Annotated in this window: 10 protein-coding genes and 6 pseudogenes; 8 read left to right on the top strand and 8 right to left on the bottom strand. The window is 58.9% G+C overall.

Features of this window, described 5'->3' with window-relative positions:
- A partial coding sequence (locus ILFOPFJJ_RS34820) for a hypothetical protein (RefSeq protein WP_376741492.1) occupies nt 1-222 on the top strand: 222 nt, incomplete at its 5' end.
- Between the two features lie 116 nt (nt 223-338).
- Nucleotides 339-1,376, top strand: a complete 1,038-nt coding sequence (locus tag ILFOPFJJ_RS33045) for an IS110 family RNA-guided transposase (RefSeq protein ID WP_173514637.1) — start codon at nt 339-341, stop codon at nt 1,374-1,376.
- 471 nt (nt 1,377-1,847) lie between these two features.
- Here the strand turns inward: ILFOPFJJ_RS33045 and ILFOPFJJ_RS33040 are convergent.
- A pseudogene (locus ILFOPFJJ_RS33040) lies at nt 1,848-2,890 on the bottom strand (IS110 family RNA-guided transposase).
- Nucleotides 2,891-3,036: 146 nt separating this feature from the next.
- Between ILFOPFJJ_RS33040 and tnpA the strand changes: the two are divergent.
- The 3 genes and pseudogenes from tnpA to tnpC form a co-directional block, all read left to right on the top strand.
- Nucleotides 3,037-3,414, top strand: coding sequence for an IS66-like element accessory protein TnpA (tnpA, locus tag ILFOPFJJ_RS33035; protein ID WP_173514636.1), 378 nt, complete (start codon nt 3,037-3,039; stop codon nt 3,412-3,414).
- A 23-nt stretch (nt 3,415-3,437) separates the two neighbouring features.
- Nucleotides 3,438-3,764 (top strand): IS66 family insertion sequence element accessory protein TnpB, encoded by a 327-nt coding sequence (gene tnpB / locus ILFOPFJJ_RS33030; protein WP_376741491.1) that lies wholly within the window; start codon nt 3,438-3,440, stop codon nt 3,762-3,764.
- A 42-nt stretch (nt 3,765-3,806) separates the two neighbouring features.
- A pseudogene (tnpC, locus tag ILFOPFJJ_RS33025) lies at nt 3,807-5,296 on the top strand (IS66 family transposase); the annotation flags it as partial.
- An 82-nt stretch (nt 5,297-5,378) separates the two neighbouring features.
- On the opposite strand, the gene ILFOPFJJ_RS33020 reads toward tnpC, so the two are convergent.
- From ILFOPFJJ_RS33020 to ILFOPFJJ_RS36690, 4 genes and pseudogenes are all read right to left on the bottom strand, one after another.
- Nucleotides 5,379-6,386: a tyrosine-type recombinase/integrase gene (locus ILFOPFJJ_RS33020; protein ID WP_173514635.1), complete on the bottom strand. Its 1,008-nt coding sequence runs from the start codon at nt 6,384-6,386 to the stop codon at nt 5,379-5,381.
- On the bottom strand, nt 6,379-7,335 hold the full coding sequence (locus tag ILFOPFJJ_RS33015) for a tyrosine-type recombinase/integrase (protein WP_173514634.1): 957 nt from the start codon (nt 7,333-7,335) through the stop codon (nt 6,379-6,381). Before ILFOPFJJ_RS33015 ends, ILFOPFJJ_RS33020 begins: the two co-directional genes overlap by 8 nt.
- On the bottom strand, nt 7,332-7,583 hold the full coding sequence (locus tag ILFOPFJJ_RS33010; protein WP_173514633.1) for a tyrosine-type recombinase/integrase: 252 nt from the start codon (nt 7,581-7,583) through the stop codon (nt 7,332-7,334). Before ILFOPFJJ_RS33010 ends, ILFOPFJJ_RS33015 begins: the two co-directional genes overlap by 4 nt.
- Nucleotides 7,584-7,605: 22 nt before the next feature.
- Nucleotides 7,606-8,085 (bottom strand): annotated as a pseudogene (locus ILFOPFJJ_RS36690) (tyrosine-type recombinase/integrase); the annotation flags it as partial.
- A 173-nt stretch (nt 8,086-8,258) separates the two neighbouring features.
- On the opposite strand from ILFOPFJJ_RS36690, the pseudogene ILFOPFJJ_RS33005 reads away from it, so the two are divergent.
- Nucleotides 8,259-8,477, top strand: a pseudogene (locus tag ILFOPFJJ_RS33005) (transposase domain-containing protein); the annotation flags it as partial.
- Here the strand turns inward: ILFOPFJJ_RS33005 and ILFOPFJJ_RS35745 are convergent.
- A pseudogene (locus tag ILFOPFJJ_RS35745) lies at nt 8,458-8,628 on the bottom strand (DUF6429 family protein); the annotation flags it as partial. The pseudogenes ILFOPFJJ_RS33005 and ILFOPFJJ_RS35745 overlap by 20 nt on opposite strands.
- A 182-nt stretch (nt 8,629-8,810) precedes the next feature.
- Here ILFOPFJJ_RS35745 and ILFOPFJJ_RS33000 point away from each other — a divergent pair.
- Together ILFOPFJJ_RS33000 and ILFOPFJJ_RS32995 are read left to right on the top strand one after the other, a co-directional pair.
- A complete protein-coding gene (locus ILFOPFJJ_RS33000; protein WP_173514632.1) occupies nt 8,811-9,839 on the top strand; it encodes an IS110 family RNA-guided transposase in 1,029 nt (342 codons plus the stop codon).
- 351 nt (nt 9,840-10,190) lie between these two features.
- A pseudogene (locus ILFOPFJJ_RS32995) lies at nt 10,191-10,524 on the top strand (IS66 family transposase); the annotation flags it as partial.
- 17 nt (nt 10,525-10,541) lie between these two features.
- On the opposite strand, the gene ILFOPFJJ_RS32990 reads toward ILFOPFJJ_RS32995, so the two are convergent.
- Nucleotides 10,542-10,775: a DUF6429 family protein gene (locus ILFOPFJJ_RS32990; protein WP_173514631.1), complete on the bottom strand. Its 234-nt coding sequence runs from the start codon at nt 10,773-10,775 to the stop codon at nt 10,542-10,544.
- Between the two features lie 750 nt (nt 10,776-11,525).
- A partial coding sequence (locus ILFOPFJJ_RS34815; protein WP_210267697.1) for a hypothetical protein occupies nt 11,526-11,840 on the bottom strand: 315 nt, incomplete at its 5' end.

The following is an 11,840-nucleotide window of genomic DNA, read 5'->3' as shown; positions in this document are numbered from 1 at the left end:
AGATCTTCCCACCGCCAGAAGATCAATGATTTAGCCTTTGTTCAGGGCCGACTACATAGCTTTCTTTATCCATTTCCGAAGGAGGTTGTTGATCCCATGTTCAAACGCAAGCCCCGATACCGAGACCTACGGCTAAAGGCAGGCCGCAACAAGGCGGCCTTTGGAATCGGCCTCGTATCGCCGTCGTCCTCCCCACCCATTAGCCTCACACGCACTTTCTGATCTTCCTGCCACTGAACTTTCATCCAGCGGCGATTAGATGGTGTTGTCTAATCCTCACAATGATGGTGTCGCGGAGTCAGGAGTGGCCTGCTCCATAGCATCACGGAGAGACGACCATGAAGCAGTATGCCGGAATCGATGTCTCGTTGGAATATTCGAGTGTGTGCGTGGTGGATGCGGATGGCCGCATCGTGCGGGAAGCAAAGGTGCTCAGCGAACCCGATGCGCTGATCGCCTGGTTTGCCGAGCACGGCGTGGCGATGAAGCGGATCGGTCTTGAGGCCGGCCCCTTGTCGCAGTGGCTGCATGCGGGAATGACAAAGGCGGGTCTCGCGGTCGAACTGATCGAGACGCGGCACGCGCGTGCTGCCTTCAAGACGATGCCGGTGAAGACCGACAAGAAGGACGCGCGGGGCATTGCGCAGTTGATGCGGCTTGGCTGGTTCAGACCGGTCCACTGCAAATCTCTTGCCGCCCAGGAGGTGCGAGCGCTGCTGACGGCCCGCAAACTGATCCAGGGGAAACTTCACGACATCGAGATGAGCATCCGCGGCATTCTGCGCGGCTTCGGCCTTAAGGTAGGACCGACGACGCGACGCACCTATGCGGCACGGATCCGCGAATTAATCGAAGGTCATCCGACCTTGGAGGCGATTGCCGCGTCGTTGTTGAAGGTGCGCGACGCTCTTGCGGACGAATTTGCCAGTTTCGAACGCAAGTTGCGTGTCATCGCCCGAGACGACGAGAAAGCCCGTCGGTTGATGACGACGCCCGGCGTCGGCGTCCTGGTGGCACTGACATTCGCGGCGGCCGTCGACGCGCCTGAGCGTTTCCGATCATCAAGAGCGGTGGGGCCGCATTTCGGATTGACCCCGAAGAAATATCAGTCGGGCGAGACCGATCATAGCGGCAGCATCTCGAAGATCGGCGATGGCAGCGTGCGAACCGCGCTCTACGAGGCGGCCAACGTCATCCTGACGCGACCGGTCAAAGGTTCAGATCTGAAGGGTTGGGCACTGGCGGTCGCAAGACGTGCCGGTCCCAGAAAGGCGCGTGTGGCGCTGGCCCGCAAGCTGGCGGTGGTGTTGCATTGCCTGCTCAGGGACAGAACCAACTTCATTGCTCACAGGAGAGCGCCAGCCCTGGCGGCTTGATCGGGAGGAGACGACAAGACAGGCTTTCGGACGGGCACAGCCATCAGCCCTCCGCAGCAAGGTCCCTTCGCCGGGACGATGGACGGGTTAGGCCGCTATGCGATCAGCAGCACCCGGTGACTGCGCCTCTAAAAGATTGGCCAACCGGTCCTCAGCAGACCCCATAGAGCAGCGGCCAAGCGTCGACTGCGGACATATGTGGACGGCCCCCTCCTTGCAAGAACTCTTATGGTGATTTGATCGGATCGCTTGCGTTCATATGTCCGGCCTGTTGCTGCGCTCGCACATGAACGCTGGCCAAGATGGGTTCCGCGACATGGATTCCAAACAGAAGCTCGACTTCAAAAGCCACTGTCCGCAACGGAGTGTCCCGCGTCTCGGATCGATCGATCACACCATCTGCTCGTTTCCTGCAAGTTCACGCATCAGATCAACGCGGTAGCTTCCAGCTTGCCGTGGTTGCCTGATTTTTTAAGCCGCACTTGCCAACTTTGGCGGCTCAGCGTTTTGGCGATAGGTTGCGCCGGTCACCATCATCTTCCAGGAAATCCGGGCGATCTTGTTGGCCAGTGCGATAGCCACGAGCTTGGGTGACTTGCGCTTGAGCAATTCGACAAGCCACGGTGAAGCGTTCCTTCCGCGTCCCGCACGCAGGTGCTGCAAAACCGCGGTCGCGCCCACAACCAGTGTCTTGCGCAATGCCTCATCGCCGGCCCTTGTAATGACACCAAGCCTGACCTTACCCGCAGTCGAATGGTCCCGGGGCGTCAGCCCCATCCAGGCGGCAAATTGCCTTCCCGACGCAAACAACTCCGGCGCCGGCGCTTTCATCACCAGTAGTACCGCGCCGATCGGCCCGACACCCGGGATTTTTGCAAGACGACGGCAGCATTCGTTATTTCGATACCAGGCCATCAGTTTTGCTTCCAATTCCTTCCGGCGCTCATCTAACTGAGCAAATTCGTCAGCGAGAGATGCAAATAGATCGCGTGCCAGGGCTGGAATGGTTTCGTCAATCATGATCCGTTAAAGCAGTAGCGGGATATGGGACATGCCTTTACCGGCGGTCAGCCCAAACTCAGCCGCATGGCCGCGAATCGTATTGGAAAGCTGCGTTTGTGCGGCAACAACGCGCTCGCGCATGCCGACTAGCATCAGTACGGCTTGCTGATCCGCCGATTTCATCGGAACGAACCGCATTGTTGGGCGGCTCATCGCCTCGCATAGTGCTTCCGCATCGGCTGCGTCATTTTTGCCCCGTTTGACATAAGCTTCACGAGCTGCGGGGGGATCAGCTTGACCTCATGCCCGAGCGCGGCCAGCGACCGGGCCCAGTGATGCGAAGCACCGCAGGCTTCGATCGCAATCACAGTCGGCGGGCATTCCGTGAAAAAGCCCATCATTTCCTTACGGCGCAACTTCTTGCGCAGGATCGGTTTCTCAGCAGCGTTGACGCCATGCAATTGAAAGACATGTTTTGACGTATCCATGCCAATACGAATAATCTGGTCCACGGACGGCTCCCTTTGCTTGAGTTCACAACGACTCACCATGGCACATTCGATGCCGTTCGGGGCCGTCCACCCCAACAGAAGCAAGCACTCGGCGAGGGATTGAGCTCATAAGGGATTGACTCGCGGAGGCCCGTTACAGAAGCCGTATGGAGATTGTCGATAGCGGGCGGCGTCGCCGTTTCAGCAACGAGACCAAACTTGCGATCGTGGCGGAGAGTTATTCCGCCCCGCGTCAGGTGACGGCAACGGCACGCCGCCATGGGATCACACGCTTTCAGTTGAACGATTGGCGTAAAGCCGCTCGCGAGGGACGGCTCGGCAATGGCCGGGGGAGTGAAGGGTTTATTCCTGCACTGTTGGTCCCGGAGCCAGGCATGCCGGTTGTTGCGCCGACCAATTCTTCGACGGCACAAAGTGGGCTTATGGAGGTTGTCAGCGCCAATGGTCGCCGTGTGATCGTGGGACGCGATGTCGACGTTGAGGCGCTGCTTCGGATCCTGCGCGGACTGGAGGCGCTGCGGTGAATCCGTTTCCGATGGGAACAGGGATGAAGGTCTGGCTTTCGACGGGGTATACGGACATGCGCTGTGGCTTTCCCTCTTTGGCGCTTCGGGTGCAGGAGGTTTTGAAGCATGATCCGTTGTCAGGGCATCTCTTCGTCTTCAGGGGGCGCAGATCGGATATTTTGAAGATCATCTGGCATGATGGTCTGGGCGCCTGCCTTTTTACCCGGCGGCTGGAGAAGGGCCGGTTTATCTGGCCGAATATGGAGGGCGGCGCGGTAGCGATCTCACCGGCACAATTGTCTTATTTGTTGTCCGGGATCGACTGGCGCAATCCGCAGGAAACCTGGCGTCCGACACGGGTCGGATAGCAGTGCATTGAAAATATTGAGTGAATCTGATCGAATGGCTTCATGACCTCGAAGCCTGTGGATCTTCCTGCGGACCTTGCGAGCGCCTATCTGGCGCTGCTTTCCGAGCGTGAGATGTTACAGGCTGAACGTGATGTCGTTGCTGCCGAGCGCGACACCGTCGTCGTCGCCGAGCGGGACATTGCGGTGGCGCAAGCCGCCAATGCGCAGGCCATGCTGTCGGACAGTGAGGCCTTGATTGCCAGTCCGGAGCTGGCGATCGAAAAGCTGAAGCGCGAGCTGCGCGGCCGGCGATCCGAGCGCACGGTGCGCCTGATCGACCAGATGGAATTGCAGCTCGAAGAACTGGTGATGGCGGCGACGGAGGATGAAGCCGCAGCGCAGGCGGCTGCCGCCAAGACCTCGAGCGTTCGTTCGTTCACGCGCAAACGGCCGGTCCGAAGCCGTGGCCGGAGGATATCGAGCGTGAGCGCGTGGTGATCGATCCCCCAGTCACCTGTGCATGCTGCGGCGGGTCGCGCCTGTCGAAACTGGGCGAGGACGCCACCGAGACGCTCGAGGAGGTTCCGCGCCGGTTCAAAGTGATCGAGACGGTGCGGGAGAAATTTACCTGCCGAGACTGCGAGGCGATCAGCCAACCGCCGGCGCCGTTCCATGCCACGCCGCGCGGCTTCATCGGTCCTCATCTGCTGGCGACGATCCTCTTTGACAAGTTTGGCATGCATAGCCCTCTCAACCGCCAGAGCACCCGGTTCAAATGCGAGGGCATCGAGCTTTCGACCTCGACGCTGGCCGACCAGGTCGGGTATGGAACGGCCGCGCTCCTGCCGATCTTTGATCTGATCGAGGCGCATGTCTTCGCGGCCGAGCGCCTTTTTGGCGACGACACCACCATTCCCATCCAGGCCAAAGACAAATGCACGACCGGGCGAATATGGACCTACGTGCGCGATGACCGGCCCTACGGCGGCGCGGCAGCGCCGGCGGCCATATACTATGCTTCGAGCGACCGCCGCGGCGAGCACCCGCAGAAGCACCTGGCCGGGTATGGCGGCATTCTGCAGAGTGATTGCTACAACGGCTTCGAGCCGCTCAGTGTCGCCGAAAAGAAAGCGGTACCGATCACCTTCGCCTTTTGTCATGCGCACGCGCGGCGCAAATTCTTTGAACTGGCCGACGTCCAGAAAAGCGCCCGCGACCGCAAACGCAAGGGCAAGCCGATCTCGCCGATCGCCCTGGAGGCCGTCCAACGGTACGACGCGCTGTTCGAGATCGAGCGCCAGATCAATGGATTGAGCGCCGAAGAACGGTTGGCGGCGCGGCAGGAAAAGAGCAAGCCGCTGTTCGATGACATGCACGCGTGGCTGAAACGGGAGCGCGCCACGCTCAGCAAATCGTCCGAGGTGATCGAGCCGATCGATTACATGCTGAAGCGCTGGGATGGTTTTGCCCGTTTCCTCGAAGATGGCCGGATTTGTCTCACGAACAATGCCGCCGAGCGCGCTCTGAGAGGAATTGCGCTCGGGCGTCGTTATGTGAACATCCGGATTATGGATAGTTGGCTGAGACAGCCTCGGGATATTCTCCGTTTCCGCCTCAGCAAACTTGACATAATCAGAGAGCTTCGAGGAAGCGCATCAGTTGGTCGGGCGGTTGGTACCGCCCCAACTTGACGTCCTGAGGCTGCAGTTTGCTGAGTGCCTGCTCCTTCATGGAAAGATCGGCCTCGATATACATGTGCGTGGTCGCGGTATCTTCATGCCCCAACCAAAGCGCGATGACGGTGATATCGACACCGGACTGAAGCAGATGCATTGCTGTCGAGTGGCGGATCACATGAGGTGATATGGAGCGGCCCGCAAGGGAGGGAAGATGTCGGGTTGCAGCACCGACGGCGAGATTGAGCCGTTGCGTGACGTTCGCACGGGTCATCTTACCGCCGGCACGATTGGGTAACAGGAAGTCATCCTTCGCATTTACGCCGCCTAATCGCCGCCATCGCCGAACTAGTGCCGCCGTCGGGCGCCACAAGGGAACGCATGGTTCCTTGCGTCCCTTACCATGCAGGTAAACGGCAGCTTGGCCGTCAAGAATGATATCGCAACAACGAATGCCGATGATCTCGGAGACGCGCGCGCCGGTGTTGTACATGAGACTGAACAGCACTCGATCGCGCTGCCCGGTCCATGTCGTATCGTCAGGAGCGTTCAAGATAGCCTGGACCTCCGAGCGTGTTAGAAAGCCTATGAGAGGGCGATCTACTCTCTTCATCGGAATGGCGAGCGCCTGCTCAATGATCCCGAGAGCACCAAGATCATGGTGCCCTGCGTATTTGAGGAAAGTTCGCAGCGCGGCAAGCCGCGCGTTCCGACTTCGAACGCTGTTGCCACGAACTTTCTCCAGATGATTAAGGAAATCGAGCAATAGCGTTGCCTTCAAATCGGTGAGCGCAACTGCACTTGGCGTCTTCCCGATCGACGTCTCTGTAAAGGCCAGGAGCAACCGGAACGTATCACGATAGGCAGCGATGGTTTGGGGACTGACAGCGCGATGCTGCCCCAGATGCTCGACAAAGAAACGCTGAACCAGCGCGGCAAAGGAAGGTACTGATCGATCACTCATGGCGGCACTCCGCCATCGCGAATGATTCGAAGCGATTGCCGGCCACGGCCATCAGGTCGGGAATGCCGGTGAGGTACCAATAGGTATCGGAGACCTTGGCATGGCCGACATAAGTCGCAAGCGCGGCAATGGCGTTGTCGATATCGGCGCCTTCGGCCTGCCAACGCTGCACTCGTCGGCAAATGAAGGTGTGGCGCAGATCGTGAATGCGAACTTTTTCATAGGCTCCGCGTGCAACAATATTAGCGTCGCGGCGCAACTGCTGGAACGTCCAATGGACTTGCCGCTTGGATGGAGCGTGCCCCGAAGCGCCGACGAAGAAAGATGCGTCCGCCTCGGACGGCGCGTAGCGGCCGCGGATTGCGACGTAACGCGAGAGCGCAGCGGCGGTGCTGGCATCAAATGGTACATTTCTTGATTTGGTGAATTTGGTCATCCGCACGGTCAGACATCGGCCGGCAATATCGACGTCGCGGCATCGAAGCTTACGCGCCTCGGAAATCCGCAATCCGGTCGCTGCGATCAGCCCCAACATAGTCTCATAGGTTGCCGGTCGAATTGAGTGCTGCGGACTTAGCCTCCGCGCCGCCATCAGCAGCGCGACAATCTCTTGGTCAGTATAAATATGTGGTGTCCGGCGCTGGCCTCTTTTACCGAACATATCGCGCTCGGGAAGTTCATTCGCTGGATCAAAGCGCTTCTCGTGCTCGACGAAGGGACGCAATACTTCGAAGCGACGCGCCCAGGAGGCTGGCGCTGCGTTCCGAGTCTCCCCTTTAACCCAACTGACAACCAGCGTTGTTGTGATGGGGCCGCGATGGCCCGATACATCGGCAAGGTGGGCGAACGACTTAAGCACGCTAGCGGCGCTATCGAGCGAGAACCCGAGGCGACGCCGGTCCGCAAGGTATGCGTCGATCCGCGCCTGCATGGTCAGCAACTGGCTCATGCCGCACCCCCCGGCCACGGCATAGCGACCGCTGCGAGCCTCTGAAGGTCGACCTTCGTGTAGATCATGGAGGTGTCGATGCTCCGATGGCGCAGGATATCGGCAATTTGCTTCATAGGAACACCGGCATTCAGCATGCGGCTGGCGGCGCTGTGCCGGAGGATATGCACGCCTGTCTTTGGCCACCCGCAACGTTTGTATGCAGCAAACACCGCCTGCCTGGCTGTCGTTTTGGATTGGGAGGTCATAAGGCGCAACGTGTCTGACGAATATCGCTCGGTTCACGCTTGGCGGACGCTCGTGTTGCAGATACTTAACGATCGCATCACCCGTTTCGGGCGGCAGGGGAAGAATGTCGAAACGTCTCCCCTTTGACCGGGAAATGCGGATCGTACCCTGCCGCCAATCGGCGTCTTCAAGCTGCAATCGCGCCACCTCACTGGTTCGAAGTAAATGCGAGATTGCCGCCCTGAGTTCGTGCGGCAGACGACGAGTTGGATAAGGGCAGTCACAGACGGGAAGATGACGGAGGAGAAACCGCGTACATGCGGCTTCATCTATGGACGCCAACGTCAGCCGTTCGGCCGAGATCCAGTGGGCGAAATGGGCAATGCAGCATAGATAGACACGACCGGTGCTTGGTGAATAGCGAGCCTGGCTAAGGTGTTCCAGGTATCGATCGGAAAACTGCCCAAGCGGACTGTTCTCAAGCCACTGACGAGGTCCAGGCTGCAACTTAATCGGATTCATGATCTTAATCTCCTGCGTGATTAGCGCGCAGAGGAGATCAGGATTATGTAAAGTTACGGTCGCAGTTCCAGCCGACTGTGTTCGATGAAGTGCCGCGTCTGGGGAATTGTCTCAGCCAACTATCCATAATCCGGATGTTCACATAACGACGCCTATGGAAATGTTTCCATAGGCGTCGAAACTGGACCTTCGCCGGTTCCCAGCGTGGGGCCGATCGAGCCGCCATCATGCTCTCCGTCATCACAACCTGTCGTCTCAACGACGTCGACCCAAAGGCGTGGCTCGCCGATGTGTTCAGCCGCATCGCCGATCTTCCCGTCTCCCGCCTGCACGAGCTGCTGCCTTGGCAGTGGAAGTCGCGCAAAGGGATGGCTATTGCGGCGACCGCGTAAACAGCTCCCGGAACAACGCTTCCGAACGCTCCAGGCCTTCATCGGTCAGGATCAATGACTTCGACTTGTTGACTGGGTCGGCGATCATGCCCTTCTTGTGAAGCCTATCCGTCGTTGCCCAGTCGAAGCCCTTCCAGGCGCAACGCTCGTTGGACTAACCCGCTCCGCTACCGCGGAGCGGCAAGGAGGTCAGGTATTCAGTAGGTGTCGGGACTGCATCAGGGGCGACTCGCTCCCGCGATTACCCCATGTGGTTGCCGCCCTCCCTAGACGGCATCGCAATGTGCCAAGATGTGGTGTTGTGACCACTGAGCGGAAAGGACGGCAACCGTTATGAACGATACGATGATTGGCGTGGATTTGGCAAAGAATGTCTTTCAACTGCACGGTGCTTCGATGAGCGGGCAAATCAGGTTTCGAAAGAAGCTGTCACGGCGGAAGTTTTCCAAGTTCATGGCGGAACACCCACCGGCGTTGGTGGTGATGGAAGCCTGCGGCAGCGCGCATTACTGGGCACGTGAGATGGTTAAGCTCGGCCATGAAGTGAAGCTGATCGCGGCGCAATATGTGCGGCCGTTCGTCAAGCGGCAGAAAAACGATGCAATGGACGCGGAGGCTATCGTAGTTGCGGCCCAGCGATCGGAAATGCGTTTTGTGGAGCCGAAATCCGCGGACCAGCAGAGCCGGGCGATCCTGTTTCGCGCTCGAGAAAGACTCGTCCACCAGCGCACGGAACTGGTCAACGCGCTCAGGGCCTGCCTTTATGAGTATGGCCATGTTGTTCCTCGAGGTTTTAACCACTTCAAGCGTATCGAAGATATTCTGGACGGGCAAAACAGCGACTTGCCTGAATTGATGCGTGAAGAATGCCGCGATTTGTTGAAGCAGATCGCTGAGAAGACGGCTCGCATCAACGAGCGGACCGCAAAGATCAAGGCATTGTCGGCTGAAGCTGACACGGCGCGGCGTGTGCAGACCATTCCTGGCGTTGGCCCTTTGACAGCCTTGGCGATCGAAGCCTTTGCCCCGCAAATGGAGAACTTCCGGCGTGGCCGCGACTTCGCCGCATGGCTCGGCCTTGTGCCCCGTCAGTTCTCGTCGGGCGGCAAACAACGGCTAGGACGCATTTCCAAGTCAGGGCAGTCTGATATCCGGAGGCTGCTGATTATCGGGGCAATGACACGCCTGAACTGGCTGGGCAGGAAATCCATACCGGAAGGATCGTGGTTGGCGCGCATGCTCGCGCGAAAGCCCCGAATGTTGGTCGCGATCGCACTGGCCAACAAGATGGCGCGCACGATCTGGGCATTGCTGACAAAACATGAGGACTACAGCATTCCGACGCAGGCGATGGCTACATGATGACAATGCTGTAATCAGCCTGTGCCGGAAAGTGGAGGTGTAAGAAGGCGACGACCCGAATGGGCTAAATGATCGAAAAGATCTGGACCGGGAAAACCAGCCTTGAATCATGAGCAGAAGAGCTCGGGATTCAGATTTGGACCCGACCCGCAGATCACCATACCGGCCAGCGGCTTCTGAAAACGCCGTATCTACAGGCCTCACAGAAGACCGCACTCGATCACATGACCTTCGGCTCAAAGACTTCTTGCATCACGGGCGGCAACCACAGAAGATTCGTCGGTTTTTGGGAATCCCGAGAGTCGGGATTATTGAGGCTTGGTATAATACGACCGGATCGGTGGCAGCACGGAGCGCGCCACGCTCAGCAAGTCGTCCGAGGTGATCGAGCCGATCGATTACATGCTGAAGTGTTGGGATGGCTTTGCCCGTTTCCTCGAAGACGCCGGATTTGTCTCACGAACAATGCGGCCGAGCGCGCTCTGAGAGGAATTGCACTTGGGCGTCGAAACTGGACCTTCGCCGGTTCCCAGCGTGGGGCCGATCGAGCCGCCATCATGCTCTCCGTCATCACGACCTGCCGTCTCAACGACGTCGCCCAAAGGCGTGGCTCGCCGATGTGTTCGCCCGCATCGCCGATCTTCCCGTCTCCCGCCTGCACGAACTGCTGCCTTGGCAATGGAAGTCACACAAAGGGACGGCCTATTGCGGCGGTCGCGTAAACAGCTCCCGGAACAATGCTTGCGAACGCTCCAAGCCTTCATCGGTCAGGATCAATGACTTCGACTTGTTGACTGGGTCGCCGATCAAGCCCTTCTTGTGAAGCCGATCCGTCGTTGCCCAATCGAAGCCCTTCCAGGCACAACGTTCGTTATGCAGCGTCAGCCATAGCAGCGCCAAAACGGCATCGTCGATCTTGTCCTCATCGATCTCCATGAACCCAAGTTACCACGCGCGGCGCGCAAAATCCTGCGGCCCTGCTCGGATGGATACCGTACATCTGGCGCCTGATCGTCTTTAGGCGGTTAGTCTGCCCCTTCACCGGGCTGGTGCTCCAGGGCTCCGTGAGCGCGCTTTCACCTCCGGCATATCACGCTCGATCCCGCCGCAACGCCCGGGCGTCCTTTGAACTGGCACTCGGCCTTTGCTTGCGTGCTGTGGTCCATCTGTGAACCGTCGCTCCGCCGCCCTAGAACCCCATGCGCTTGAGCTCTCCCCACAACTGCACTCCATTGTCCTGCCTTCGTCTTTCTAGATACCGTTGGAAAGGTTCCATAGTAGCCGACTATGATCTTGGCCGCCGATGTTTCGGCTTTCCTCCCGCCGCCAGACCAACGCTCGATGGTTCCTATTCCCGAGGTGTTGTGCGGTTCGACTGGCAGGCATGCCAGCCTGACGGAGGCGTCGGAATTTCTCATGACGCTCGCGACGCTGATCCAGCGCAGCCGGTCCAGCGCTGTCGTCGCATCGCCTATCTTGTTTTAGGCGATGTCGGTCTCGGTGAACATGGTCAATCGGGCACTCTTGAAAGATGCTCGATCGCGGTCAACGACAAGACGCAAAGCCTGCCCAAGGCTTTGCAGCAGACGCCAGCGGTCGGCAACTTGCACAAGCATTTGGGACGGACACCTTCGGCGTAAACGCGAGCACGATCACCCGCTATGAACTCAATTCCTGGATAACGGCTTAGCCATAATGCAATCTTTCGGCATTCCGGCGCTGTAGGTCGAGGACACCATTGCGCTCCAAATCACCGATAATCGGGCTGGGCCTTGCGCCGGCGCAGCCATCGATACCGGCCACCCGCGGCGCCTCTGCCGGGGCCCGCATGCGGCGGCCCACCATATCCGCAGCAAAACCGATCGCCCGATGATGCTCGCATAGCTGCGTTGTGCGACGTGCTTTCGGCAGCACTCTTCGTGAAGATCCGCCGCGGACAATTCGGGTGCGGATTCCGACGATCGCGCGCATGCATTCCAAACTGATGCCGCGCACCATTCC

This window comes from Sinorhizobium psoraleae (genome assembly GCF_013283645.1).
Classification (GTDB): domain Bacteria; phylum Pseudomonadota; class Alphaproteobacteria; order Rhizobiales; family Rhizobiaceae; genus Sinorhizobium; species Sinorhizobium psoraleae.
This window is presented reverse-complemented; position numbering and strand designations above follow the sequence as displayed.